The organism is Pseudomonas sp. TZ252 (assembly GCF_056110345.1).
In genome coordinates this window covers 1,729,148-1,755,443 of record NZ_CM148566.1, presented here as the reverse complement: position 1 = coordinate 1,755,443, position 26,296 = coordinate 1,729,148, and the positions used below count along the sequence as shown (strand labels likewise).

At 67.0% G+C, this 26,296-nt stretch carries 22 protein-coding genes; 13 read left to right on the top strand and 9 right to left on the bottom strand.

What is annotated here, in order from left to right; translation table 11 throughout:
• Window positions 1-37: 37 nt before the first annotated feature.
• Both ACYAF3_RS08140 and ACYAF3_RS08135 read right to left on the bottom strand, forming a co-directional pair.
• Complete coding sequence (locus ACYAF3_RS08140; RefSeq protein ID WP_003161586.1) at window positions 38-574, bottom strand: metal-dependent hydrolase; 537 nt, start codon at window positions 572-574, stop codon at window positions 38-40.
• Window positions 571-2,109 carry an AhpA/YtjB family protein gene (locus tag ACYAF3_RS08135; protein ID WP_003102052.1) on the bottom strand — a complete coding sequence of 513 codons (1,539 nt, stop codon included), beginning with the start codon at window positions 2,107-2,109 and terminating at the stop codon, window positions 571-573. The genes ACYAF3_RS08140 and ACYAF3_RS08135 overlap by 4 nt, the downstream gene beginning before the upstream one ends.
• Window positions 2,110-2,329: 220 nt before the next feature.
• Between ACYAF3_RS08135 and serB the strand changes: the two genes are divergently transcribed.
• Window positions 2,330-3,544 carry a phosphoserine phosphatase SerB gene (gene serB / locus ACYAF3_RS08130; RefSeq protein WP_003095681.1) on the top strand — a complete coding sequence of 405 codons (1,215 nt, stop codon included), beginning with the start codon at window positions 2,330-2,332 and terminating at the stop codon, window positions 3,542-3,544.
• Between the two features lie 86 nt (window positions 3,545-3,630).
• Here serB and fimX read toward each other — a convergent pair whose 3' ends face one another.
• The 5 genes from fimX to ACYAF3_RS08105 form a co-directional block, all read right to left on the bottom strand.
• Window positions 3,631-5,706 carry a cyclic di-GMP-binding protein FimX gene (fimX, locus tag ACYAF3_RS08125; protein ID WP_003095680.1) on the bottom strand — a complete coding sequence of 692 codons (2,076 nt, stop codon included), beginning with the start codon at window positions 5,704-5,706 and terminating at the stop codon, window positions 3,631-3,633.
• A 64-nt stretch (window positions 5,707-5,770) separates the two neighbouring features.
• Window positions 5,771-7,594 carry a cyclic-di-GMP receptor FimW gene (fimW, locus tag ACYAF3_RS08120; protein WP_148111727.1) on the bottom strand — a complete coding sequence of 608 codons (1,824 nt, stop codon included), beginning with the start codon at window positions 7,592-7,594 and terminating at the stop codon, window positions 5,771-5,773.
• Between the two features lie 317 nt (window positions 7,595-7,911).
• Entirely contained in the window at window positions 7,912-8,781 is an 870-nt protein-coding gene (gene asd, locus ACYAF3_RS08115; protein ID WP_003095677.1) for an archaetidylserine decarboxylase, read from the bottom strand.
• Between the two features lie 3 nt (window positions 8,782-8,784).
• The gene (gene rhdA / locus ACYAF3_RS08110) at window positions 8,785-9,600 is read right to left on the bottom strand and encodes a thiosulfate sulfurtransferase (protein ID WP_003113925.1); all 816 of its coding nucleotides are present in this window, start codon (window positions 9,598-9,600) and stop codon (window positions 8,785-8,787) included.
• Between the two features lie 74 nt (window positions 9,601-9,674).
• On the bottom strand, window positions 9,675-11,186 hold the full coding sequence (locus tag ACYAF3_RS08105; protein WP_023088637.1) for an HDOD domain-containing protein: 1,512 nt from the start codon (window positions 11,184-11,186) through the stop codon (window positions 9,675-9,677).
• Window positions 11,187-11,326: 140 nt separating this feature from the next.
• Between ACYAF3_RS08105 and motA the strand changes: the two genes are divergently transcribed.
• Together motA and motB are read left to right on the top strand one after the other, a co-directional pair.
• Entirely contained in the window at window positions 11,327-12,178 is an 852-nt protein-coding gene (motA, locus tag ACYAF3_RS08100) for a flagellar motor stator protein MotA (RefSeq protein WP_031756333.1), read from the top strand.
• Between the two features lie 19 nt (window positions 12,179-12,197).
• Window positions 12,198-13,241 carry a flagellar motor protein MotB gene (gene motB, locus ACYAF3_RS08095; RefSeq protein ID WP_003095673.1) on the top strand — a complete coding sequence of 348 codons (1,044 nt, stop codon included), beginning with the start codon at window positions 12,198-12,200 and terminating at the stop codon, window positions 13,239-13,241.
• A 3-nt stretch (window positions 13,242-13,244) separates the two neighbouring features.
• On the opposite strand, the gene rsgA is transcribed toward motB, so the two are convergent.
• Window positions 13,245-14,264 carry a small ribosomal subunit biogenesis GTPase RsgA gene (gene rsgA / locus ACYAF3_RS08090; RefSeq protein ID WP_003113927.1) on the bottom strand — a complete coding sequence of 340 codons (1,020 nt, stop codon included), beginning with the start codon at window positions 14,262-14,264 and terminating at the stop codon, window positions 13,245-13,247.
• Between the two features lie 111 nt (window positions 14,265-14,375).
• Here rsgA and orn point away from each other — a divergent pair, with 111 nt between their 5' ends.
• Window positions 14,376-14,918, top strand: a complete 543-nt coding sequence (gene orn, locus ACYAF3_RS08085; RefSeq protein ID WP_003095671.1) for an oligoribonuclease — start codon at window positions 14,376-14,378, stop codon at window positions 14,916-14,918.
• Between the two features lie 33 nt (window positions 14,919-14,951).
• On the opposite strand, the gene queG is transcribed toward orn, so the two are convergent.
• On the bottom strand, window positions 14,952-16,037 hold the full coding sequence (queG, locus tag ACYAF3_RS08080) for a tRNA epoxyqueuosine(34) reductase QueG (protein WP_003110324.1): 1,086 nt from the start codon (window positions 16,035-16,037) through the stop codon (window positions 14,952-14,954).
• An 81-nt stretch (window positions 16,038-16,118) separates the two neighbouring features.
• On the opposite strand from queG, the gene ACYAF3_RS08075 reads away from it, so the two are divergent.
• The 9 genes from ACYAF3_RS08075 (at window position 16,119) to hflC (ending at window position 26,282) form a co-directional block, all read left to right on the top strand.
• Window positions 16,119-17,627 (top strand): bifunctional ADP-dependent NAD(P)H-hydrate dehydratase/NAD(P)H-hydrate epimerase, encoded by a 1,509-nt coding sequence (locus ACYAF3_RS08075; RefSeq protein ID WP_074231357.1) that lies wholly within the window; start codon window positions 16,119-16,121, stop codon window positions 17,625-17,627.
• A complete protein-coding gene (gene tsaE / locus ACYAF3_RS08070) occupies window positions 17,615-18,082 on the top strand; it encodes a tRNA (adenosine(37)-N6)-threonylcarbamoyltransferase complex ATPase subunit type 1 TsaE (protein WP_003106408.1) in 468 nt (155 codons plus the stop codon). Before ACYAF3_RS08075 ends, tsaE begins: the two co-directional genes overlap by 13 nt.
• A gap of 8 nt (window positions 18,083-18,090) precedes the next feature.
• Window positions 18,091-19,518: an N-acetylmuramoyl-L-alanine amidase AmiB gene (gene amiB, locus ACYAF3_RS08065; RefSeq protein ID WP_003123571.1), complete on the top strand. Its 1,428-nt coding sequence runs from the start codon at window positions 18,091-18,093 to the stop codon at window positions 19,516-19,518.
• Complete coding sequence (mutL, locus tag ACYAF3_RS08060; protein ID WP_003106411.1) at window positions 19,518-21,419, top strand: DNA mismatch repair endonuclease MutL; 1,902 nt, start codon at window positions 19,518-19,520, stop codon at window positions 21,417-21,419. Before amiB ends, mutL begins: the two co-directional genes overlap by 1 nt.
• A gap of 57 nt (window positions 21,420-21,476) precedes the next feature.
• The gene (gene miaA / locus ACYAF3_RS08055) at window positions 21,477-22,448 is read left to right on the top strand and encodes a tRNA (adenosine(37)-N6)-dimethylallyltransferase MiaA (RefSeq protein ID WP_003106415.1); all 972 of its coding nucleotides are present in this window, start codon (window positions 21,477-21,479) and stop codon (window positions 22,446-22,448) included.
• Between the two features lie 105 nt (window positions 22,449-22,553).
• Entirely contained in the window at window positions 22,554-22,802 is a 249-nt protein-coding gene (hfq, locus tag ACYAF3_RS08050; protein WP_003095657.1) for an RNA chaperone Hfq, read from the top strand.
• A gap of 12 nt (window positions 22,803-22,814) precedes the next feature.
• Window positions 22,815-24,116: a ribosome rescue GTPase HflX gene (hflX, locus tag ACYAF3_RS08045; RefSeq protein ID WP_003095652.1), complete on the top strand. Its 1,302-nt coding sequence runs from the start codon at window positions 22,815-22,817 to the stop codon at window positions 24,114-24,116.
• Window positions 24,117-24,210: 94 nt separating this feature from the next.
• The gene (gene hflK, locus ACYAF3_RS08040) at window positions 24,211-25,413 is read left to right on the top strand and encodes an FtsH protease activity modulator HflK (protein WP_003106427.1); all 1,203 of its coding nucleotides are present in this window, start codon (window positions 24,211-24,213) and stop codon (window positions 25,411-25,413) included.
• Window positions 25,413-26,282 (top strand): protease modulator HflC, encoded by an 870-nt coding sequence (gene hflC, locus ACYAF3_RS08035; protein ID WP_003106429.1) that lies wholly within the window; start codon window positions 25,413-25,415, stop codon window positions 26,280-26,282. The genes hflK and hflC overlap by 1 nt, the downstream gene beginning before the upstream one ends.
• Window positions 26,283-26,296 lie beyond the last annotated feature (14 nt).

Sequence of the window (26,296 nt, the reverse complement as noted above, 5' to 3'; positions counted from 1 at the left end):
GAAAGCCCCGCCGAAGCGGGGCTTTTTCGTTTCGGCGTCAGCGTGAGCGGCGCAACAGGAAGCGCAGGGCCATGCCGGCGAGCGCCAGCAGCAGGCAGGGCAGCCAGACCCAGCGCGCCTCCGATTGCAGCACCAGCAATCCGCGTTCGCTGAGGAAGCGCGACAGACCGATCGGCGACACGGCGATCGGATGGAACGGCATGAAGTAGCGGGCGTCGCTCCAGGGCCAGAACCAGGCGACGCCCAGCCCGCCATTGGTCATCGCGTCCAGCAGGCTGTGCGAGGCGGTGGCCAGCGCTACCCACAGCCCGGCTTTCAGCGGTCCGCTATGCAGCGGCCGGCAGGCGAGGGCGGCGAGCGCGCCGAGGATCGCGGCGAACAATAGCGAATGGCTGAAGCCGCGATGGCCGAAGGCATCGTGATAGGCGATGCCGAGCTTGAAGGCGACTACGTCGAAGTCCGGCAGGCAGGCGGCGAGCATGCCTGCCAGCAGCAGGTGTGGCGGGATCACCCGGCTGCCAAGGGCCAGTCCCACCGCCAGGACCGGCAGCGGGTGGGTGATCAGGGTGGTCACGGGCGGGCGCGGTCGTGCATGCGCGCCAGTTGGCGCTCGAGCATCGACGGATACGGCTCCAGCAGACGCTCGACGCAGCAGGCTCCTTCCGGACTGGCGATGGCGCGGATACGGGCGCGCTCGCGGACCACCGCGTCGTCGGCGATGCTGCGTTCGACCAGCAGCAGGTTGCGGCTGTGCTGGTTGAGGGCGAGGGCGTTCTGCACGGTTTCGTTGAGCAGCAGGTCGGCCTGGGTCTGTTCGCTGAGGTCTTCGCCGAGGCTCAGGCCCAGTTGCAGTTGCAAGGTGATGCCGCTGTCGGCGACCTCGATCTGCAGGGCATGGCCGAGCGCACGCATCAGTTCACCGCAGCAGAGCGCGTTGGTCAGGTAGTCGGCGCGGTTGTCGCGGCTGTGGAAGAGAATCAGGCTGCCGCCGTCGCTGAGCGTGTGCAGGCTGCCCTTGTACTGGCGGGCGGCCTGTTCCAGGCAGTCGCGATAGCGTTGCAGGAGATCCACCAGGCGGCTGCGCGGCAACCGGCGCAACTGTTCCTGAGCGCCGAGCTGGATCGCCAGCACCGCACTGTGTTGCGGTTCGCGCGCAGCGGCGGGCGCTGCGGGCTGTTCCCCGGCTTCGGCTCCGTTCTCGTCGAAGGCGTCCTGGTCCAGCGGGTCTTCGTCGATGGAGGTGAATTCCACCGGCTTGGTCTCGTCCAGCAGGGCGTCGCCCAGCGGAATGTCGTCTTCCTCGAAGGCCGAGGCCTCGACCTTGCGGCTGCGCAGGTCGGCTTCGTCGTCTTCCAGCAGGATGTCGTCGAAGTTCTGCGGCAGCGGTGCTTCTTCCGGCTCCGGCGCCGGCGGCTTCTCCGGCACCAGGCGCTCTTCCAGGTCGCGCGCCAGGTCGCCCAGCTCGTTCTGCAGTTCGGCGCCGGGGGCCGGATTGTCCGGATCGCGCAACCAGACACGCAATTGCAACAAGGGTGTGGAAATCTGCCGCCCCAGGCGCAGGCTGAAATACAGGGCGAGGATCAGCAGGATCAGGCTGATCAGGCCCATGCTCTGCAGGCTGATCATCATCGGCTGCTGGAACTGCTGCATGTCCAGGCTGATGCGCAGGTGCCCGGCGATCACTTCCTGGAAGGTGATCGGCGTCGAGTACAGGCCTTCGGTGGCACCGAGCAGGCTCTGCTTCGGACGGCTGCCGGCCTCGGCGAGGATGCGCTGGTCGACGCTGTAGATCGCCGCATGGGCCACCAGCGGGTTCTTCACCAGGTTGTTCAGCAGCACGTTGAGGCTGAGGATGTCGTTGGACACCAGCAACTCGGTGGCGGACGCGGCGGTCTGGGTGATCAGGCTCTGGCCCAGGGCATCGGCCTGCTGTTGCATGGCCTGGCGAAACTGCATGCCCATGACCCAGGCGTAGATCAGCAGGGCCAGGGCCACCAGGATCAGGCTATGGCTGGCGAGCCGCAGGGCGATCGGGACGCGGCGCTGGCGCAAGGCACGAAACAGCAGGAGGAAGAAATTGTCGGGCTTGACGGACGTGGGCCGGGTCACAGGGGGCTCGGTCTTCTGAAATAGAGGTATCGCGCAGTATAACCAGCGCCCCCCGAGGGGCAAAGGGCCGTTGACGCGCTTTCCAGGCCGCCGCGCGGCGGTTTCGCGGGTTTTCCCGGTCGGTTCCGACCGGTGGTGATGGCAAATGCCCGGCTCTGCGTCTCTCGGGTGTGCGGGAAAGCGGGTAGAATGGCGTCTTTTACCTGGCGGAGCTTACGCCTTGCGCGAAATTGTCCTGATCAACATCACCGGGGAAGACCGCCCCGGTCTCACCGCTGCCATCACCGGCGTACTGGCCCAGGGCGGGGTGAACATCCTCGACATCGGCCAGGCGGTGATCCACGACACCCTGTCGTTCGGCATCCTGGTGGAAATCCCGGATACCGAGGCCGGTTCCTCGGTCCTCAAGGACGTGCTGTTCACCGCCTACAAGCTGGACCAGCAGGTGCGCTTCACCCCGGTCTCGGAAGAGGACTACCGGCAATGGGTCGACGGCCAGGGCAAGGCGCGGCACATCGTGACCCTGCTCACCCGCCGGGTGACTGCCGAGCAACTGCAGAGGGTCAGCTCGATCACCGCCAAGTACGCGCTGAACATCGACCACATCGACCGTCTCTCCGGGCGTATGCCGCTGGACATGCCCGCCGACCAGGGCAAGGGCTGCATCGAGTTCTCGGTACGCGGCGAACCGGCCGATCCGGCGGCGCTGCGTGCGGAATTCCTCAGCGTCGCCCAGGAATTGAACGTCGACATCGCTTTCCAGCAGGACAGCGTGTTCCGCCGCAACCGCCGGCTGGCGGTGTTCGACATGGATTCGACGCTGATCGAGGCGGAAGTCATCGACGAACTGGCCAAAGCCGCCGGCGTCGGCGAGAAGGTCGCCGCGATCACCGAGCGGGCGATGCGCGGTGAACTGGACTTCCGCGCCAGCTTCAAGGAGCGCCTGGCGCTGCTGCAGGGGCTGTCGGAAGACGTGCTGGAGGAGATCGGCGCCTCGCTGCGTCTGACCGAGGGTGCGGAAACCCTGTTCGCCGAACTCAAGCGCCTGGGTTACAAGACCGCCATCCTGTCCGGCGGCTTCACCTATTTCGCCCGTCAATTGCAGGCGAAGCTGGGGATCGACTACGTGTTCGCCAACGAGTTGCAGATCGTCGACGGCAAGGTCACCGGGGTGGCGGTCGAGCCGATCGTCGATGCCCAGCGCAAGGCCGACCTGCTGCGCGAACTGGCGGCGAAGGAAGGCCTGAGCCTGGAGCAGACCATCGCCGTCGGCGACGGCGCCAACGACCTGCCGATGCTCGGCCTGGCCGGCCTGGGCGTGGCGTTCCGCGCCAAGCCGCTGGTCAAGCAGTCGGCCAAGCAGGCGATCTCGACCCTGGGCCTGGACGGCATCCTCTACCTGCTCGGCTACCGCGACCGCGAAGGACGAGCCTGAGGCCGGCGGGCGTCTCTTGCCGGCCCGGCAGCCACGAACCAGGTCGGTAGAGCGGAAAAGCAACGGGCGCCCAGGGCGCCCGTTCTTCATTCGTCTCCCGAGGAGAAGTCGTAGTCCATCGCCTGGCTCGGCCCCTGCAGGTAGTAGCCCTGGATGTAGGTGGCGCCGGCTTGCCACAGGGTGGCGAGGACGCTGGCGCTCTCGACGAAGGGGACGATGCTGAGCTTCTGCTGTTCGTGCAGTTCGGCGATCAGGCCCTTGAGGATCTCCTGGTTTTCCACCTGGTTGAGGTCCTGGACGAAGGAACCATCGATCTTGATGAACTGCACGGTCAGGTGCTTCAGCGCGTTGAACGGGTTCAGCGAGCAGCCGAACTGGCTGATCGCCGCCTGGCAATGCAGGGTGGCCAGGCCCTGGGTCAGTTGCTTGGCCTGCTTCAGATAGCTGGTGGCGTCGGCTTCGCTGATCTGGAACACCAGCGACTCCGGCGGCAGGCGCGCGGCCTTCAGCGCCACCCCGAGCCAGGGCAGCAGGCCGGGGTCTTGCAGGCTCGCGCTGGACAGGTGGACGAACAGCTTGGTCTGGTGCCCCTTGGCGCGATGCTCGGCGAGCAGCTTGATCGAATTGAGGATCACCCAGCGGTCGATCTTCTCCGCCAGCCCGGCTTCCTTGGCGGCATGCAGGAACTCCGCCGGCGGCACTTCCTGGCCCTGCGGATTGAGCAGGCGCAGGAGCACCTCGTAGTTCTCGTGGCTGTCGCCGCGCAGGCTGATGACTGGCTGGAACAGCAGGCGGAAGCTGTTGGTCTCCAGCGCCTGCTGGAGGATCGCGATGACGTCGCCGCGCTGGGCGGCGGCGGCAAGCTCTTCCGCCGGGTTGTACTGCTTGATCTGCGACCCGCCCTTGCGTGCCGCGTCATCGGCGCAGCGATGCGCACGGTTCATCACGTCCTGGGCCTTGGCGGTCTTCTCGTCGAGACCGGCGACGCCGATGCTGAGGGTGGCCTGGGCGCTGCGGCCGTTCAGCTCGAAAAGGTGGTTCTCGACTTTCTTCAGCAGTCGTTGCAGCGCCGCTTGCGCCTGCTCGGGAGTCTTGCCCTTGAACAGGGCGGCGAAGATCGAATCGCCGAAACGCGCCAGGTCGGCTTCCTCGCCGAACTGTTCACGCATCAGTCCGGCCAACTGGCCGAGCAGCAGGTCGATCCCGGAAAGCCCGTGGTCGGCCTGGAGAGAGGGGTAGCCGTTGAGATGGATATAGGCCAGGGTCGACGGCTTGCGGGCGGTCACCGCCTGCTGCACGGCGGCATCCATCAGGTCGAGGAAGTGGCTGCGGTTGTAGAGACCGGTGACCGGGTCCTGGCTGCTGACTTCGCGGAGCTTTTCTTCCAGCTCGGCGTTGTCGACCTCGCCGCGGATCACCACCTGGATGCAGGGTTCGCCGTCGTACGTGGCGGCGGAGAGGCTGATGCGCGCCTTGAATTCCTGGCCGTCGAGCTTGACCCCGGTGCAAACCAGTTCGGTCTGGCGCTGGTCGTTCTGGTAGCCCTTGAGGAAATCCTTGAAGGCGCCCTGGTCGCAGGAGGCGATCAGGTCGATGACCGGCAGGCCTTCCAGTTCCTCGGCGTCCTCGTAGCCGAACAGCGCCATGTAGGAGCGGTTGGCGTAGATGTGCATGCCGTCGTGGACGTAGGTGATGGCGTCGACCGAGCTGTCGAGCAGCAACTGGCAGCGTTTTTCCGCCTCGCGCAGGGCGAGTTCGGCGGCGCGGCGCGCGCGGCGTTCGGCGAGGCCGGCCAGCTCGCGGTTGGCGACCAGCACCAGGCGCTCGTCCTCGCCTTGCGGCAGGGCGTCCTGGGCGCCGAGCATCAAGGCGTCGGTGATGGCGTCGGAGCTGTTGTCGGCCACCAGCTGGATGAACGGGATGTCGCGTGACTGGCGGCGCAAGGTGGCGAGCGCCTCGCCGGGCTCGAGACACTCGCTGGTCGGCGCGGCGATCAGCAGGTCCCAGCTTTGCTGGAGGGTTTCGGCGAGGTCCTCGGGAGAGGTCAGTCGATGTACGCGGGTCGCGTGGCCGGCATTGCGGAACAGACTGACCAGGCGTTCGGCTTCGTTCTGCGAGTCTTCCAGAATCAGCAGGCGGATGGTTTTCTTTTCGATGGCCATGGAAAGGGCTCAGTCCGCGTCCGGGCAGGCGCGAAAAGACGGCGAATGGAGGTGTCGGGGCAATCTACAGAGACTTCCAGAGCGAGTCAAAATCTTCCTCCCCCGCAGGCGGCCGGGCCACTGGCGCTGTGACCGGCTTATCGCTCGGGGTGTTCACCGGTTCCGCCGAGCGGTATTCGAACTGGCTGAAGCTGCTGGTCGAGGCCTGCCGGCGATTCAGCACCGCGCGCCGCTCCTCGCCGTGCAGGTTGATCTGCACCCGGCTGCCCTCCTGGAACGGCAGGCGCGGGGTGATCACCGTCGCCGGCCGCGAGATCGCGGCGATCGCCGGCAGCAGCAGGGCGCGCAGGTAGTGACTGCTCTGCTCGGTCTTGCGCAGCAGTTGCAGGCCGCAGGGCTGTGCCGCCGGGGCGATCATCTCGATGCCCATCTGCGTGCCGCCATTGCGTACCTGGCGGATCCAGCGCACCACCGCGATGCTCCACGCCTGGCCTGGAAGGTCCTGCAGGCCGACCAGTTCGCCCGCCTGCAGTTGGGCGGGCACCTCCTTCGGCCAGCTCAGGCAATAGCCGCCGGGGCTGTGGTTGACGATGGGCAGGGCGTAGGTCGGGTAGTCCTCGGTGGCGTCAGCCTGTGCGTAGGCCTGCGGGTGCCCGGGTTGCACACTGCGGGGCGACTGATGCGGGCGGTATTCGATTTCCTCCAGCGGCATGCCGGGCTGCCAGTCGGTGACCTTCTGTGCATCGAAGGCGCCGGCCCAGGCGTCCTGGACGTCGGCCTTGAAGCGAGGCGCCTCGGGCGCTTCCTGGATCTGCAGGACCTCGTTGAACGGGCGGCGCCCGGCGAGGAAGTAGTGCAGGGCGCTCATGCCGATGCACAGGGTCAACTGGCCCTGGCCCTGGGTGCGCTGGAAGGTACGTTCGGCGATGTCACCCCAGGCCGAGGAGAGATGTTGCAGCAGGTCCAGGGTCACCCCTTCGATCAGCGGCAGGCGTGCTTTCGCGCGTTCGGCCTCGGGCTGCAGCAGGTATTCGCGGATCAGCTCGACCAGCGGCTGGGTGTCGATGCCCAGGGCATTGGCCAGTTGGGTCTCCGGGTACAGCGAACGGTAGCGCGGCGGGCCGTCGATCTGCGGCACGGCGATGAACAGCGAGCCGGGCAGCGTCGCGCTCTGTATCGACAGCAGCTGGCTCCAGGGTTCGAGCACCTCGGCGAGCCGTGCAATGTTGTTCTGGCGCATCTGGTTGCAGCGCGCGCAGCCGAGCAGCAGCGGAATCAGGTAGGCCTGCTCGACGCTCAGGCCGGGGGTGTGCTTGGCCAGTTCGTCGCGCACCGCGAGACGATGCACGCCGCGCTGGCTGGCCAACTGGTAGAGCTGGTGGAGTTCCAGCCAAAGCCCCTCGGGGACCGGGCAGTACAACTGGCTGGCGCGGATCAGCGGCCCGCACAGGCTGCGGATCGCCCGCTGGATGCCGACCGCGAACAGCTGCGCGCGGTCGCGGCTGTTGCGCGGCGCTTCCTGGACCACGATCAGCTTGTAGCCGATGGCCAGGTGGTTCTGCAGGGCCTGGCAGAGGTTGGCGATCTTGCGCGGCCGTTCGTCGAGGACGATGGCCTGGTTGAGGAAGTGCCGTTCCAGGTGGGCGCAGACGAAATGCACCTCTGGACGGAACAGTTCGAGCAGTTGCAGGCGGGCCTCGACGGGCAGCACCAACTGGTTGAGTTCGATCAGGCCCTGGTAGAGCTGGCGCGCGGTTTCCCCGAGGTTGGCCTTGGGCAGGTGCGCCAGCCAGTACTTGATGTCCTTCGGGGTGGCGTCGCAGAAGCTCAGGTTCTGCTGCGTCGGAGTGGGGACGCGCAACGAGAGGTGGGGGCTCTGGTTTTCCATGGGGGGTTAGACGGCTCCGCTACTGAAAAGGCTCTACGGGGGGATGAAGCCCCGGAGAGGTGCCGGACTTCCGATCGCCGCGGCTGCGCCTCCTCTTTCTTAACACGGGAGGCGGGTTCATCGTCGTGGCCAGGACAGGAACTGTGCGGCAGTCCGCTTTCCTGACCGAGGGGTCGGCACAGGCTCGATAGGACCTTTCCGAACTCTAGCAGCATCGAAATGGACCCGCAGCCTTCGGACGCCACGATCCCGCCGGGAGGTCCCGGCGGCGGGGAGAGATGGGACGGAGACGCTCGGGGCGCTCCGTCCCGGCGAGGTCAGGACTGTTTCGGCAGGGCCAGGCATTCTCCCATGCGCACCGGGCTCGCTGCCCCGAGGCCGTCGTTGAACGCGACCTGCTGCGGGCCGAACAGGACGATGGCGGTGGAGCCCAGCTTGAAGCGACCGAGCTCGGCGCCTTTTTCCAGGCGGATCGGCGCACGGGCGGCTTCGTCGTAGCGGAAGGTCTTCAGTTCGCGCTTCGGCGGCGTAACCAGGCCGGCCCAGACGGTTTCGATGGAGGCTACGATCATCGCGCCTACCAGCACCACGGCCATCGGACCGCGCTCGGTGTCGAACAGGCAGACCACCCGCTCGTTGCGGGCGAACAGCTCGGGAACGTTTTCCGCGGTGGTCTGGTTCACCGAGAACAGCCGGCCGGGAACGTAGACCATCTCGCGCAGGGTGCCGGCCAGCGGCATGTGCACGCGGTGGTAGTCCCGGGGGGACAGGTAGACGGTGGCGAAGTCGCCGCCCATGAAGGGCGCGGCCAGTTCGGCGTCGCCGCCGAGCAGTTCGGCCAGGCTGTAGCTGTGGCCTTTGGCCTGGAAGATCCGCCCGTGCTCGATCGGGCCGAGCTGGCTGATCGCGCCATCGGCCGGGCAGAGCACCGCGCCGGGCTCCTGGGCCAGCGGGCGGGCGCCATCCTTCAGGGCGCGGGTGAAGAAGGCATTGAAATGTTCATAGGCCTGCAGGTCCTCGACCTGCGCTTCGCGCATGTCGACCTGGTAGCGCCGGGCGAACCAGGCGATCAGGCGGTCCTTGAACCAGGTCGCCCGGCAGTCGGCGGCGAAGCCGATCAGCCGGGACAGCAGGTGGTGCGGCAGCAGGTACTGGCTGCAGATGAACAGACGATCTTTGAACGACATTCCTCAAACCTCTACAGGGGTATCGGGGTGGTTGCCCCATTCCGACCAGGAGCCGGCGTAGCCTTTGACCCGCGGGTAGCCCAGCGCCTTGGCCACCAGGTAGGTGAAGCCGGAGCGATGGTGGGTCTGGCAGTGGGTGATCACTTCCTTGTCCGGCGTGATGCCGAGGTCCTCCAGGACTTCGGCGATATCCGCGCGGATGCGCAGGGCGCGAGCCGGGTCCATGCCGGCGGTCCATTCGAAATTGATCGCGCCGGGCACATGCCCGGCCTTCGCGGCGAGCACCTTGGTACCGGCGTATTCGCTGGGGTTGCGCGCATCCCATACCGCCAGGTCGGCGGCGCCGAGGCGGCTTTGCAGGTATTCGCGGGTCGCGCTGGGCTCGTCGTGCAACGTCAGCGGCAGCGGGCCGCCGACAGGCGCCGGGACCTCGCGGTCGAGCGCCTGGGCGTCGGCGATCCAGGCCGGCAGGCCGCCGTTGAGATAGTGGTAGTGGTGGTGGCCGATCACGTCCAGCAGCCAGATGAAGCGGCCCGCCCAGCCGCCGCCTTCGTCGTCGTAGACCACGTAGGTCGCCTCCGGGCGGTGGCCCAGCTCGCCGAACAGGGCTTCCAGGTCGGCCTTCGCCGGTAGCAGGCCGGGTGCCGGGGGTTGTCCCCACTGGGTGCGTTTGGGGTCGACGAAACGCGCGCCGGGGATATGCCCTTCGGCGTAGCGGGCGGCACTGGTCAGGTCGACCAGGATCAGCTCGGGCGCGCCCAGGCGCGGCGCGAGGTCGCTGGGCTCGATCACCAATGGCAGGTCGGAGAAAACGGACATGCGAGTACCCCCGGGTTGAAGAAGGGCAGCAGTTTAACGGAAAGCGCGCCCGACCAGTGTGCCGGGCATGTCCCTCATTCCGTGCGGCGCTGGCGGCCGAACTGCTGGATCGCGCGCTCGGTGCACTGGGCGGTCTTGGCGAAGGCCTGGGCATGCAGGTCGCTGAACGGCTGGCCGCCGAGGTCGGCCAGGACCAGCATCACCACCCGCGAGCCGTTGCCCAGCGAGCGCAGCAGCAGGTGAGGCCCGGGGAACAGTTGGCGCAAGGGTTCGCCGAGGGCCGGCAGCAACTGGTCCTGGTTGTTCGGGCCGATGCGCAGCAGGGCGGGTTGCTGGAACAGTTTCTTCAGCAGCGGGCTGCCGGCAATCTCCAGTTGCAATTTCTCCTGGCCCGGCTCGAGTCCGGCGCTCTGCTGCGCCAGCACGTGTACCTGGGTGCGATCGGCCACCAGCAGCAGCATCCTTTGCAGGCCGCAGGCGCGCAGCGCATCGCGGGCACAGGCGGTGAGCTGCACCACGTTGCTGAACGGGCTGGGCTCGCGGAGCAACTCGGCGCAATGCTGCCGCCACTCGGCCAGGGCTTCCGCCGAGGGCGGCGGCGGGGGTGCCGCTTCGGCACGCCAGCGGCTGGCCTGCCAGGGCCAGATCAAGGCCACCGCCGGATGCCACAGCGGCGGCCGGGCGTGCAGGCGCGCGCTTTGCGCGGCGAGCATGTGCACCTGCTGCTGGACTTCGGTCAGCGGCTGGCCCAGGTACAGGCCGGTCAGGCGCTGCCAGCGCAGCATGTGCGGCCCGTCCCAGCTCTGGTGCGCGGCGATGGCCAGGCCATTGGCGAGGAGAGTGCAGTTGGCCGGCTGGGTCAGCCAGCGGGCGAGATCGGGCTGGGCATCGAGTTGCTGTTGCTGGAGCAGGGGCGACTGATGGTCGCGGGCGATACGCAGGGCTCGAACCAGCAGGCGACGGTCGCAGGCGAGCAGGCGATAGCCCTGGATGACCCACTGCGGTAGCCGCCAGCGTTCGGCCAGCGCCAGGCAGATCGGCAGCAGGCGCATGCCGAGCAGTTCGCGCTCCACTCGCAGGGTCGGTTCGCCCTGTACCAGCACGCGTTGCTGCCATTGCTCCAGCAGCTGCGGGCGGGCGTTGGCCAGCGCCCAGACCGGAGCCATGGTCAGCAGGCTGCCCCAGTGGATTTCCTGCCAGAGCCTGGCCAGGCGCGCGCCGAACAGGCCGCTGGCCTGCTGCATGGCGTGCTGGCTGATCAGCAGCATCTGCCCGAGGACCCTGGGCATCTCCGCATCCTGGATGCTCGGCAGGGTCTTCAGAAGTTGGCTCGCGCGCGCCAGGCCGAGGCGGCTGAGGGCCACCTCCAGGCTTTCCGCGGGGTTGTCGCGGGCGCTCTCGGCGCGATTGGCCTCGCGCAGGATGGACAAAGCCAGTGTCGGGCTGCCCTGCAACTGGTCGGCGATCTCGCGCAGCGAGCGACGGCTGTCGCTCAGCGCGGCGTGCAGGCCGGCATAGTGGCTGGCGGGGATCGGCAGGGGTTGCCGGTCGAGCTCTTCGAGCCAGGCGGCGAGGCGGTCTGTCATGGGTGTCGGGCTCGGTGTCGGCGAGGCGGCGAACTGGCTTTTCGAGTATTCGGACTATAGTCTTGCGGCTAGCAACCGATAACAAGAGGGAGCCTAGCAGTCCCCCTCCTTATCCTGTTCATTTCGCACGTCCGGTCCTCATGTCAAAAATCATCGGCATCATCGTCGTTTTCGCCAGTGTCCTCGGGGGCTTCCTGCTCTCCGGCGGCAAGATCGGCGCCATCATCCAGCCCTTCGAGGTCCTGATCATCGGTGGCGCGGCACTGGGGGCGTTCCTCCAGTCCAACCCGGGCAGCACGTTCATGGTGGTGCTGAAGAAAGCGCCGAAGATGTTCAGCAACCGCTTTACCCAGACCTACTACCTCGAGGTGCTGGGCATGCTCTACGAGATCCTCAACAAGAGCCGGCGCGAAGGGATGATGGCGATCGAGGCGGACATCGAGGACCCCGCGGCCAGTCCCATCTTCAGCAAGTACCCCGGCGTGCTGAAGGACGAGCGGATGACCGCCTATGTCTGTGACTACCTGCGCATCATGTCCTCCGGCAACATGGCGCCGCACGAGCTGGAAGGCCTGTTCGACATGGAGCTGTCCAGTCTCAAGGAGGACCTGGAGCATCCGTCCCACGCGGTGACCAAGGTCGCCGACGCCCTGCCGGGCTTCGGTATCGTCGCCGCGGTACTCGGCATTGTCATCACCATGGCGTTGCTTGGCGAAGGCAGCCAGGCGGAGATCGGCCACCACGTCGCCGCCGCCCTGGTGGGTACCTTCCTCGGGATTCTCGCCGCCTACGGCTTCGTCGGCCCGCTGGCCGTCGCGCTGGAGCACGATGCCAAGGAAGAGTTGAACCTGTTCGAGGCGATCAAGGCCTGCCTGGTCGCTTCCGCTTCCGGCATGCCGCCTTCGCTGGCCGTCGAGTTCGGCCGCAAGGTGCTGCTGCCCGCCCATCGGCCGACCTTCGCCGAGCTCGAGCAGGCCGTGCGTGGCCGCTGAGTGGAGGCACTGTCGATAGATGGACAATAACCAGCCGATCATCGTCAAGCGCGTCAAGCGCTATGCCGCCGGCCACCACGGCGGCTCGTGGAAGATCGCCTTCGCCGACTTCGCCACGGCGATGATGGCGTTCTTCCTGGTGCTCTGGCTGCTGTCTTCGGCCACCCCGGAGCAGAAGAAGGCGATTTCCGGATACTTCCAGGACCCCATCGGTTTCAGCGAAAGCGCCAGCCCCTACGTCATCGACCTCGGCGGCACGCCGACGCCGGCGCCGGACAAGACCCTCAATCCGCAGGTCCAGGCCCAGCCGGACTCCAACGAAAGCCGGATCAGCCCCGAGCAGGACCACCAGGTCAACGCCGACCAGGCCGAGAACCTCGCCGAGCAGGTTGAGCGAGAGCGCCTGGCGCTGCTGCTGCAGGAGTTGCAGAACAAGGTCGACGAAAATCCGATGCTCAAGGACTTCAAGGACCAGATCCACTTCGAGATCACCCGCGACGGCCTGCGCATCCAGATCGTCGACGCCGCCAACCGGCCGATGTTCGACCTCGGCAGCGCGCGCCTGCAGCCGTATTTCGAGGACATCCTGCTGGCCATGGCCGAGACCATCCGCCAGGTGCCGAACAAGATCAGCATCAGCGGCCACACCGACGCCAAGCCCTATGCCGGCAACGGCGACTTCGGCAACTGGGAGCTATCGGCCAATCGCGCCAACGCCGCGCGCCGTGCGCTGGTCGCCGGCGGCTATCCGGAAGGGCAGATCGCCCAGGTTGTCGGCTATGCCTCGGCACGCCTGTTCGACGACAAGGACCCGCTGAACCCGGTGAACCGGCGGATCGACATCGTGGTCCTGACCCGCAAGGCGCAGAAGGCCATCGAAGGCGAGACCGGCGCTCCCGAAGCCAGCGCCCCTGCGGCTGCCCCGGGCGAGCAGCCGAAGCCGGCTGCCGAGGCACCGGCGGCGGGCGCGCAACCTTCGCTACCGGCGGACGAGGTGCAGAAGAAGCTCAACCTGTTCGACGACGGCGGCAGCCTGAAGCTGGAGCAGATCAAGGGCGACTGAGGTTCAGTAGTCCGTTTCCGGCATGCTTGCCAGAATGTGCCGGTAGCTGGCCATGCGTTGCGGCATAATGCGCCCGTCCTCCAAGGCCTGGAGCAGGGCGCAACCTGGTTCACGGTCGTGCTTGCAGTCGCGGAAGCGGCAATGCCCGAGCAGGTCGCGGAATTCGATGAAACCGGCCTCGACATCGTCTCGCGACACGTGCCCCAGGCCGAACTCACGGATGCCGGGCGAGTCGATCAGGTCGCCGCCGCCGGGAAAATGGAACAGTCGCGCGGTGGTGGTGGTATGGGTGCCCTTGCCGGTCACCGTGGAGAGGTCGCCGACACGTGTGTCGACACCTGGCAACAAGGCATTCACCAGCGACGACTTGCCCACCCCGGACTGCCCGACGAAGACGCTCACGTGACCGTCCAGCGCGCCGCGCAGTTCGTCCATCGCCAGGCCATTGAAGGCCGACACCTCGATCAGCGGGTAACCCAGGGTGCGGTAGACATTCAGCAGCGCATCGATGCCTTCGGCATTGCTCTCGTCGACCAGATCGGCCTTGTTCAGCAGCAGCAGCGGCTGGATGCCGGCATGTTCGGCGGCGATCAGGTAACGGTCGATCAGGTTGGCGTGCGGTTCGGGACGCGGGGCGAAGACGATGACGATGCGGTCGACGTTGGCCGCCACCGGCTTGAGCAGCCCGCGCATGTCCGGGCGGCACAGCTCGGAGCGGCGCGGCAATTGCGCGACGATCACGCCGATGCCCTGGTTGCCGGCGCGCCAGACCACCTGGTCGCCAGTCACCAGTGCCGGCAGGTTGGCGCGCAGGTGACAGCGGGAAACCTGGCCGTCGGCGGACTCGACCTCTACCTGAACCCCGAAATGAGCGATCACCTGGCCGGTCTGCTCCGGTCCCAGGTCGCCGCCCTCCAGCTCTTCCACTGCACGCGACTCGCGACGGGCCGCCCGGGCCGCGCGTTCTTCCTGGATCTTTTCGATGCGCCAGCTCTGCCGGCGGGTCAAGTGGCGTTTGGCCATGATGCGTCCGCATGAAAAATCGGCGGCGAGTTTAACATGGGCGCGCCGCCATCATTCGCGCGGCGGCGTTCCACGCTAGAATGCACGGCATAGCGACTGGAGCGACTCCCCATGCAGAACCCGCAGAACCTTATCTGGATCGACCTGGAGATGACCGGCCTCGATCCGGACCGGGACGTCATCATCGAGATGGCCACCATCGTCACCGACAGTGACCTCAACACCCTGGCCGAAGGACCGGTGATCGCCATCCACCAGCCAGAGGAAATCCTCGCCGGCATGGACGAGTGGAATACCCGCCAGCACGGCCAGTCCGGCCTGACCCAGAGGGTTCGGGAAAGTACCGTGAGCATGGCCGAGGCCGAGGCGCAGACCCTGGCCTTCCTCGAGCAGTGGGTGCCCAAGCGCAGCTCGCCGATCTGCGGCAACAGCATCTGCCAGGACCGCCGCTTCCTCTATAGGCACATGCCCAGGCTGGAAGGCTACTTCCACTACCGCAACCTCGACGTCTCCACCCTCAAGGAGCTGGCCGCGCGCTGGGCGCCGCAGGTCCGCGAGAGCTTCAAGAAGGGCAACACCCACCTGGCGCTGGACGATATCCGCGAGTCGATCGCCGAGCTGCGCCACTACCGCGACCACTTCATCAAGCTCTGATCCGTCCGGACCGGGCGGCAGGCGCCGGCCGGGCTAGGTTTCCCCGTGGCGCCGCAGGGCCCATTCCACGTGCTCGCGGACCAGCTCCGAAGGGAACCCGCGGCGCGCCTTCAGCGCCTCCAGCACCGGGATGGTCGAGGGCGCGTTGCCCAGCCCCACCGCCAGGTTGCGCAACCAGCGCTCGTAGCCGGCGCGGCGCAGCGGCGAACCCTCGGTGCGGCCGAGGAACTCCTCCTCGCTCCAGAGGAACAGTTCGGCGAGTTCGGCGTTGTCCAGGCTGTGGCGCGGCTGGAAGTCGCCCTGCCCGGTGGGGCGGGCGAAGCGATTCCATGGGCAGACGATCTGGCAGTCGTCGCAGCCGAATACCCGGTTGCCGATCAGTGGTCGCAGCTCCAGCGGAATCGCGCCCTTGTACTCGATGGTCAGGTAGGAGATGCAGCGTCGCGCGTCCAGCCGGTAGGGGCCGACGAAGGCCGCGGTCGGGCAGATGTCCAGGCAGGCCGAGCAGCGTCCGCAATGCTCGCTGTCCATCGCCGGGTCGACGGGTAGCGGCATGTCGACGAACAGCTCGCCGAGGAAGAAGTAGCTGCCGGCCTTGCGGTTGAGCACCAGCGTGTTCTTGCCGATCCAGCCGAGGCCGGCCTGTTCGGCGATGGCCTTTTCCAGCACCGGCGCGCTGTCAACGAAGGCGCGGAAACCGAACGGGCCGACTTCGGCCTGGATGCGCTCGGCCAGTTGTTGCAGACGCTTGCGGATCAGCTTGTGGTAGTCGCGGCCGAGGGCGTAGCGCGAGACGTAGGCTTTTTCCGGCGTCGCGAGGACCTGCGCCATGCGCGTGTCGCCGGGCAGGTAATCCATGCGCAGAGAGATCACCCGCAGCGTGCCGGGAACCAGCTCGGCAGGTCGCGAGCGCTTGCTGCCGTGCGCCGCCATGTAGTCCATCTCGCCGTGGTAGCCGGCCTCCAGCCAGCGCTGCAGGTGCGCTTCGTGCTCGCCCAGCTCGACGTCGCTGATACCGACCTGCTGGAACCCCAGCTCGCGGCCCCAGTCCTTGATGGACTGGGCGAGGCGGGCGGGGTCCGGCGGGGAAAGGTTGTCGGCCAGAGGCTGGGGAGTCATGGGAGGCAACGAAGACGAGGGAAAGCGAAATGGGATAGGTATAATTCTGCCAGACTGCGCGCCTGACGCCGAATCGATCCGATGACCATGACCTTCCAGCACGACGACCTGCCACTCGCCCTCTATTCCGCCGCCCAGGTGCGCGACCTCGATGCGCGCCTGATCGCCGCCGGCACGCCGGGCTTCGAACTCATGCAGCGCGCCGCCCACGCCGCCTGGCGTGCCTTGCGCCGCCGTTGGCCGGAGGCCGCGGCGCTGACGGTGCTCGCCGGGCACGGCAACAATGCCGGCGACGGCTACCTGATCGCGGCGCTGGCGCAACGTGCGGGTTGGCGAGTCCGGGTGCTGGCGGTCGCGGCGCCGCAGCGGCTTGCCGGCGACGCGGCGCAGGCGCATGCCGCCGCGCTGGCGACCGGGGTCGTGGTGGAGCCCTGGAGCGAGTGCGCCGTGCTCGAGGGCGTAGTAGTGGATGCATTGCTCGGCACCGGCCTGGCAGGTGCCGTGCGCGAGCCCTTTGCGCAGGCCATCCGCCTGGCCAACGCCGCCGACCTGCCGGTGCTGGCGGTGGATATTCCTTCCGGCTTGAGCGCCGACACCGGTGCGGTATTGGGGGAAGCGATCAGGGCGGATCTGACAGTGACTTTCATCGGCCTGAAGATCGGGCTGTTCACTGGCGAGGCGCCGGCACGGGTCGGCGAGCTGGTGTTCGACGAACTCGGCAGCGACGCCGTCGTGTTGCAAGGGCTCCAGCCCCGGGCCCACCGTTTGGCACGAAATGCCCTGCCGAGTCTGGCAGCGCGGCCGCGGACCGCGCACAAGGGGCTGTTCGGCCACCTGTTGGTGGTCGGCGGCGACACCGGCATGGGCGGGGCCGTGCTACTGGCCGCGGAAAGCGCCCTGCGCTGCGGCGCCGGGCTGGTCTCGGCGGCGACCCGCGTCGAACATGTGCCGGCGTTGCTGAGCCGTTGTCCCGAGGTCATGGCCCATGGCGTGGCGTCGGCGAACCAACTGCTGGCCCTTGCCGAACGCGCCAGCGTGCTGATGCTCGGTCCCGGTCTTGGCCAGCGCGCCTGGGGGCGTAGCCTGCTGAGCGCTGTCCGGTCGCGACCGTTGCCGCAGGTCTGGGATGCCGACGCGTTGAACCTGCTGGCCCTGGAACCGGTCGGAGCAGGGCCGCGGACATGGATTCTGACGCCGCATCCCGGCGAGGCCGCGCGCCTGTTGGGTCGCTCGACCGCCGAGGTGCAGGCGGACCGCCCGGCGGCGGCGCTGGAACTGGCGCGTCGCTACCAGGCGGTGGTGGTGCTGAAGGGCGCCGGCAGCCTGGTCGCCGCGCCCGACGGACGACTTGCCGTCTGTTCCCAGGGGCATCCGGCGATGGCTGGTGCCGGCCTGGGTGACGTGCTGTCGGGCATCACCGGTGCCTTGCTGGCCCAGCGCGTGGAGGCGTTCGAGGCGGCCTGCCTGGCGGTCTGGCTGCATGCCGCCGCCGGTGAGCGGCTCGGCGCCCAGGGTCGTGGGCTGGCGGCGACCGATCTCATACCTACCGTTCGTCAGTTGCTCGAGGAGTGCAGTCCGTGTCTGAAGTGATCCTGTCCGCCGAAGGGGAAGACGCGATGCTCGAACTGGGCGGGCGCATCGCCCGGGCCAGCGGGGGGCAGGGGGTGATCTACCTGCATGGCGACCTCGGCGCCGGCAAGACCACCCTCTCGCGCGGCATCCTGCGCGGCCTCGGCCATGCCGGCTCGGTGAAAAGCCCGACCTTTACCCTGGTCGAGCCTTACGAAATCGGCGAGCTGCGCGCCTACCATTTCGACCTGTACCGGCTCGCCGATGCGGAGGAATTGGAGTTCTTCGGCATCCGCGACTATTTCGACGGCAGCGCACTCTGTCTGATCGAGTGGCCCGAGCGCGGTGCGGGCGTTTTGCCAACCGCCGATCTGGACATTACCATTACTGCCCAAGCGGGTGGACGGACACTGCGCCTGGTACCGCACGGTGCGCGGGGCGAAGCCTGGTGTGCCACCCTGACCATGGGAGCATGAGAAAAACGATGGGTTGGGGCTTGCGTCTGCGGACGTTGTTGACTGGGGTGATGATTCTGCTGGCCTGCCAGGTCGGCGAGGTTCTGGCCGCCGCGCAAATCAAGAGCGTGCGGATCTGGCGCGCTCCGGACAACACCCGTCTGGTCTTCGATCTCTCCGGTCCGGTGCAGCACAGCCTGTTCACCCTGGCCGCGCCCAACCGTATCGTCATCGACGTCAGCGGCGCCCAGCTGGCGACCCAGCTCAACGGTCTCAAGCTCGGCAACACCCCGATCACCGCGGTGCGCTCCGCCCAGCGCACGCCCAACGACCTGCGCATGGTCCTCGACCTGTCGGCGCAGGTCACCCCGAAAAGTTTCGTCCTGCCGCCCAACCAGCAATACGGCAACCGCCTGGTGGTCGATCTCTACGACCAGGGCGCCGACCTGACCCCGGACGTACCCGCGACGCCGACCCCGAGCGTGCCGGTCACTCCGGTGACGCCGACCCAGCCGGTGGCCAAGCTGCCGCTGCCAACCAAGGGTGGCACCCGCGATATCGTCATCGCCATCGACGCCGGCCACGGCGGTGAAGACCCTGGCGCCCTTGGCCCGGGCGGGTTGCACGAGAAGAACATCACCCTGTCGATCGCTCGCGAGCTGCAACGCCAGATCAACCAGGTGCGCGGTTACCGGGCCGAGCTGACCCGTACCGGCGACTATTTCATCCCGCTGCGCAAGCGCACCGAGATCGCCCGCAAGAAGGGCGCCGACCTGTTCGTCTCGATCCATGCCGACGCCGCGCCGAGCCGCAGCGCCTTCGGTGCCTCGGTGTTCGCCCTGTCCGACCGCGGCGCCACTTCGGAAACCGCGCGCTGGCTGGCCGACAGCGAGAACCGTTCCGACCTGATCGGCGGCGATGGCAGCGTCAGCCTCGGCGACAAGGACCAGATGCTCGCCGGCGTGCTGCTCGACCTGTCGATGACCGCCACCCTCTCGTCGAGCCTGGATGTCGGCCACAAGGTACTGACCAATGTCGGCCGCATCACTTCGCTGCACAAGCGTCGTGTCGAGCAGGCCGGGTTCATGGTGCTGAAGTCGCCCGACATCCCGTCGATCCTGGTGGAAACCGGCTTCATCTCGAACGTCAACGAGTCGCGCAAGCTGGCCAGCGCCAGCCATCAGCAGGCCTTGGCGCGTTCGATCACCAGCGGCATCCGCCAGTATTTCCAGCAGAGCCCGCCGCCCGGTACCTACATCGCCTCTTTGCGCGCCCAGGGCAAGCTCTCCATGGGGCCGCGCGAGCACGTGGTGCGGCCCGGAGAGACCCTGGCGATGATCGCCCAGCGCTATGAAGTGAGCATGGCCGCGCTGCGTAGCAGCAACAGCCTGTCCAGCGACAACCTGAAAGTCGGCCAGGCCCTGTCCATCCCGAGCACCGCCCTGGCGGCCCAGTGATGAGTGAAGCACCGCGTATCCAGCTGCTGAGTCCGCGGCTGGCGAACCAGATCGCCGCCGGTGAGGTGGTCGAGCGTCCCGCCTCGGTGGCCAAGGAACTCCTGGAAAACAGCCTTGACGCCGGTTCCCGGCGCATTGATGTGGAGGTCGAGCAGGGCGGCATCAAGTTGCTGCGAGTGCGCGACGACGGTCGCGGCATCCCCGCCGACGACCTGCCGCTGGCCCTGGCTCGCCACGCCACCAGCAAGATCCGCGAGCTGGAAGACCTGGAGCGGGTGATGAGCCTCGGCTTCCGTGGCGAGGCGCTGGCCTCGATCAGCTCGGTAGCGCGCCTGACCATGACCTCGCGTACCGCCGACGCCGGCGAAGCCTGGCAGGTGGAAACCGAGGGCCGCGACATGCAGCCGCGGGTACAGCCGGCGGCGCACCCGGTGGGGACCAGCGTCGAGGTTCGCGACCTGTTCTTCAACACCCCGGCGCGGCGCAAGTTCCTGCGTGCCGAGAAGACCGAGTTCGACCATCTGCAGGAGGTCATCAAGCGCCTGGCGCTGGCCCGCTTCGACGTGGCTTTCCACCTGCGCCACAACGGCAAGACCATCTTCGCCCTGCACGAGGCGCGAGACGAGCTGGCCCGCGCGCGCCGGGTCGGCGCGGTGTGCGGCCAGGCATTCCTCGAGCAGGCGCTGCCGATCGAGGTCGAGCGCAACGGCCTGCACCTGTGGGGCTGGGTCGGCTTGCCGACCTTCTCCCGCAGCCAGCCGGACCTGCAGTACTTCTATGTGAACGGGCGCATGGTGCGCGACAAGCTGGTCGCCCACGCGGTGCGCCAGGCTTATCGCGACGTGCTGTACAACGGCCGGCATCCGACCTTCGTGCTGTTCTTCGAAGTCGATCCGGCGGTGGTGGACGTCAACGTGCACCCGACCAAGCACGAAGTTCGCTTCCGTGACAGCCGGATGGTCCATGACTTCCTCTATGGCACCCTGCATCGTGCGCTGGGCGAGGTCCGTCCCGACGACCAGCTCGCGCCGCCCGGGGCGACCAGCCTGACCGAGCCGCGTCCGACCGGCGCTGCCGCCGGCGAGTTCGGCCCGCAGGGCGAGATGCGCCTGGCCGAGAGCGTGCTGGAGAGTCCGGCGGCACGGGTGGGCTGGAGTGGCGGCTCATCGGCCTCCGGCGGCTCCTCCGGCTATTCCGCCTATACCCGGCCGGAGGCGCCGCCCTCTCTGGCCGAGGCCGGTGGCGCCTACAAGGCCTACTTCGCGCCGTTACCCGCGGGCGAGGCGCCAGCCGCGTTGCCCGAGAGCGCCCAGGACATCCCGCCGCTGGGTTACGCCCTGGCGCAGCTCAAGGGCATCTACATTCTCGCCGAGAACGCCCACGGCCTGGTGCTGGTGGACATGCACGCGGCCCACGAGCGGATCACCTACGAGCGCCTCAAGGTGGCGATGGCCAGCGAAGGCTTGCGTGGGCAGCCGTTGCTGGTGCCGGAGTCGATCGCGGTCAGCGAGCGCGAGGCGGATTGCGCGGAAGAGCATTCCAGCTGGTTCCAGCGCCTGGGCTTCGAGCTGCAGCGCCTGGGGCCGGAAAGCCTGGCGATCCGGCAGATCCCTGCGCTGCTCAAGCAGGCGGAGGCGACCCAGTTGGTACGCGATGTCATCGCCGACCTGCTGGAATACGGCACCAGTGACCGTATCCAGGCGCACCTGAACGAGTTGCTCGGCACCATGGCCTGCCATGGTGCGGTGCGCGCCAACCGGCGCCTGACCCTGCCGGAAATGAACGCCCTGTTGCGCGACATGGAAATCACCGAGCGCAGCGGCCAGTGCAACCATGGGCGTCCGACCTGGACCCAACTGGGCCTGGACGAGCTGGACAAGCTCTTCCTGCGCGGACGCTGAGCCTTGCAGCTTCGGGCGCAAAGCCCGAAGCTATGCGCTTTGTCCAAGAGCGTTCCGATGTCTTCCCTGCCTCCCGCCATCTTTCTCATGGGGCCGACCGCCGCCGGCAAGACCGACCTGGCGATGGCGCTGGCCGATGCGCTGCCCTGCGAGCTGATCAGCGTCGACTCGGCGCTGATCTACCGCGGCATGGATATCGGTACGGCCAAGCCTTCCCGGGAGCTGCTGGCGCGCTATCCGCACCGCCTGATCGATATCCGCGACCCGGCGGAGAGCTATTCGGCCGCGGAGTTTCGCGCCGACGCCCTGGCGGCGATGGCCGAGGCCACCGCGCGCGGCAGGATTCCCCTGCTGGTGGGGGGCACCATGCTCTATTACAAGGCGTTGCTCGAGGGCCTGGCCGACATGCCCGGCGCCGATCCCGAGGTGCGCGCGGCGATCGAGGCCGAGGCCCAGGCCGAAGGTTGGGAGGCGCTGCACCGGCAACTCGCCGAGGTCGACCCGGAATCGGCTGCGCGCATCCACCCCAACGACCCGCAGCGACTGATGCGGGCGCTCGAGGTGTATCGCCTCGGCGGGGTGTCGATGAGCGACCTGCGTCGCCGGCAAAGCGCTGAAAAGGCGGATTTTGACGCGTCAGGCAGGAATCAATTGCCGTATACTGTCGCTCAGCTGGCGATTGCTCCCGAGCAGCGCCAGGTGTTGCACGCGCGGATTGCGCAGCGTTTTCGCCAGATGCTGGAACAGGGTTTCATCGCCGAGGTCGAAGCACTGCATGCCAGAAGTGACTTGCATGCAGGATTACCGTCTATTAGAGCCGTGGGTTACCGTCAGGTGTGGGATTACCTGGATGGCAAGCTGTCCTACGCTGAAATGACCGAGCGCGGCATCATCGCTACCCGCCAGTTGGCCAAGCGCCAGTTCACCTGGCTGCGAAGCTGGAGCCATCTACACTGGATGGACAGCCTAGCAGGTGACAATCTGCCGCGTGCCTTGAAATACCTGAAAACGGTCTCCATATTGGCCTGAGACCTTAATTTGTCCGTCTGTTTCCGGAACGACTCCGGAGTTTGGACGGCGCCAAGTCACCCTATTCGACTACTTCAAACTACGATCCTTAAAGGAGTGCGGCACATGTCAAAAGGGCATTCGCTACAAGACCCTTACCTCAATACCCTGCGGAAAGAACGCGTCCCGGTTTCCATCTATCTGGTCAACGGCATCAAGCTGCAAGGCCAGATCGAGTCTTTCGACCAGTTTGTCATCCTGCTGAAGAACACCGTCAGCCAGATGGTTTACAAGCACGCGATCTCCACCGTGGTACCGAGCCGTCCGGTGCGTCTGCCGAGCGGTGACCAGCCGGCCGAGCCGGGCAACGCTTGACGGGAGTCCGCTTTGTTCTTTGAGCGCCCAGGTGGTGGGGAACAGGCTGTTCTGGTGCATCTGGAAGGGCAGAACCCCGAGGCGCGTGAAGACCCGCAGGAGTTCCAGGAGCTGGTGCGTTCGGCCGGCGCGGAAACGGTGGCATTCGTCAGCGTCTCCCGCCACCAGCCGAGCGCCAAATATCTTATCGGCAGTGGCAAGGTCGAGGAGTTGCACGACCTGGTCAAGGCCGAAAACGTCGAGCTGGTGATTTTCAACCACACCTTGACGCCCAGCCAGGAGCGCAACCTCGAGCGTGCGTTCGAGTGCCGCGTACTCGACCGGACCGGGCTGATCCTCGACATCTTCGCCCAGCGCGCACGTACCCACGAAGGCAAGTTGCAGGTGGAACTGGCGCAACTGGAGCACATGAGTACGCGGCTGGTACGCGGCTGGACCCACCTCGAACGGCAGAAAGGCGGTATCGGTCTGCGCGGTCCGGGCGAGACCCAGCTGGAAACCGACCGACGCCTGCTGCGCGTGCGCATCCGCCAGATCAAGCAGCGCCTGGAGAAGGTCCGCAGCCAGCGCGAGCAGGCTCGACGCGGGCGCAAGCGCGCGGATATCCCGGCGGTCTCCCTGGTCGGCTATACCAACGCCGGCAAATCGACCCTGTTCAATGCGCTCACCGCCTCCGAGGTGTATGCCGCCAACCAGTTGTTCGCCACCCTCGACCCCACCCTGCGTCGCCTGCAACTGGACGATCTCGGGCCGGTGGTGCTGGCCGACACGGTGGGCTTCATCCGCCACCTGCCGCACAAGTTGGTGGAGGCCTTCCGCGCTACGCTGGAAGAGTCGAGCAACGCCGACCTCCTGCTGCACGTGATCGACGCCTACGAGCCCGAACGGGATGCGCAGGTCGAGCAGGTGCTGGCGGTGCTCGGCGAGATCGGCGCCAACGAATTGCCGATGCTCGAGGTCTATAACAAGGTTGACCTGCTACCCTCGGTCGAGCCGCACATCCAGCGCGACGACTCCGGCAAGCCGGTGCGCGTCTGGCTGTCGGCGCAGACCGGCGAAGGCCTCGACCTGTTGCGCCAGGCCATCGCCGAGCTGCTCGGCGAGGACCTGTTCGTCGGAACCTTGCGTCTGCCCCAGCGGCTCGGGCGCCTGCGCGCCCAGTTGTTCGAACTGGGCGCGGTGCAGTCCGAGGCGCACGATGAGGAGGGTTGTACCCTGCTGCAGGTGCGCCTGCCGCGGGCCGAGTTGAACCGCCTGGCGAGCCGCGCTGGCTGGCAGCCGGCGGAGTTCGTTGCGCAACACACTTTGCAATAAAGCCCGTATCGCTGCTTTTGGCAGCGGGCAGGGCATTCGGTAGCATGGGTGGCCGCGCCGCAGGCGCGTTTCGCGTTACTAGATGGAGAGCGCTATGGCTTGGAACGAGCCGGGTGACAACTCGAACAACAACGATCGAGACCCGTGGGGAGGCCGCCGCGGTGGTGGTGGCGGCGGTGGTGACCGCAAGGGGCCGCCCGACCTGGATGAGGCTTTCCGCAAGCTTCAGGACAGCCTGAACGGGCTGTTCGGTGGAAAAAAACGCAGTGGCAACGGTTCCGGCTCCGGTTCCGGCGGCAAGGGCGGTGGCCTGGGCCTGTTCGGCATCGGCCTGGCGATCCTCGCCGTGCTCTGGCTGTACAACGCCATCTATGTGGTGGACGAGCAGGAGCAGGCGGTCATCCTGCGCTTCGGCAAGTATTACGAGACGGTCGGTCCCGGCCTGAACTTCTACTTCCCGCCGATCGACAAGCGCTTCCAGGAGAACGTCACCCGCGAGCGTGCGTACAGCAAGCAGGGGCAGATGCTCACCGAGGACGAGAACATCGTCGAAGTGCCGCTGACCGTGCAGTACAAGATCAGCAACCTGCAGGACTTCGTGCTCAACGTCGACCAGCCCGAGGTCAGCCTGCAGCAGGCGACCGAGAGCGCGCTGCGGCATGTCGCCGGCTCCACCACCATGGACCGGATCCTCACCGAAGGCCGCGAGCAGATGGCGACCGAGGTGCGCGAGCGCCTGCAACGCTTCCTGGATACCTACAGGACCGGTATCACCGTGACCCAGGTGAACATCCAGAGCGCCCAGGCCCCGCGTGAGGTGCAGGAAGCGTTCGACGACGTGATCCGGGCCCGCGAGGACGAGCAGCGCGAGAAGAACCAGGCCGAAGCCTATGCCAACGGCGTGGTGCCGGAGGCGCGTGGCCAGGCCCAGCGCATCATCGAAGAAGCCAACGGTTACCGCGACGAGGTGATTTCGCGCGCCCAGGGTGAGGCGGATCGCTTCTCCAAGCTGCTGGTGGAATATCGCAAGGCTCCGGAAGTGACGCGCGAGCGTCTGTACCTGGACACCATGCAGGAAGTCTTCAGCCAGACCAGCAAGGTGCTGGTGACCGGTCAGCAAGGGCAGAACAACCTGCTCTACCTGCCGCTGGACAAGATGATCGATGGTCGTAACGCCGCGCCCGCTACGGGTGCCGGTGCTTCCGCCGGTGGTGGCAGCGCCAGCGCTTCCGACCTGGGGTCGCGGATCGTCAACGACCTGCGCCAGCAAGACGCGCGTACGAGGGAGAGCCGCTGATGGGCAACAAGTCTTTGATCGCTCTGATCGTCGGTGTCGTCGCCGCCATCGTCCTGTGGAACAGCGTCTACGTAGTCCAGCAGACCGAGCGCGCGGTCATGTTGCGCTTCGGCCGGGTGGTCGAGTCCGACGTCAAGCCGGGCCTGCACTTCAAGATCCCGTACGTCAACCAGGTGCGCAAGTTCGACGCTCGCCTGCTGACCCTGGATGCCCCGACCCAGCGCTTCCTGACCCTGGAAAAGAAAGCGGTGATGGTGGATGCCTATGCCAAGTGGCGGGTGGCGGATGCCGAGCGCTTCTACACCGCTACCTCGGGCCTCAAGCAGATCGCCGACGAACGCCTGTCGCGGCGTCTCGAAGCGGGTCTGCGCGACCAGTTCGGCAAGCGTACCCTGCATGAAGTGGTATCGGGCGAGCGCGACGCGCTGATGGGCGACATCACCGCTTCGCTGAACCGCATGGCGCAGAAGGAGCTGGGTATCGAGGTGATCGACGTGCGGGTCAAGGCCATCGACCTGCCGAAGGAAGTCAACCGCAGCGTCTTCGAGCGGATGAGCACCGAGCGTGAACGCGAGGCCCGCGAGCACCGCGCCAAGGGTCGCGAACTGGCCGAAGGCATTCGTGCCGACGCCGATCGCCAGCGCCGGGTAATCGTTGCCGAAGCCTACCGCGAGTCGGAAGAGACCCGCGGTGACGGCGACTCCAAGGCTGCCGCGATCTATGCCAAGGCCTACAACCAGGATCCGGAGTTCTATTCCTTCTACCGTAGCCTGAAGGCGTATCGCGAAAGCTTCGCCGAGAAGCGCGACGTACTGGTGCTCGATCCGAGCAGCGAGTTCTTCCGCTATCTGAACAAGGCCAACAAGTAATACTCGGTTCTCCG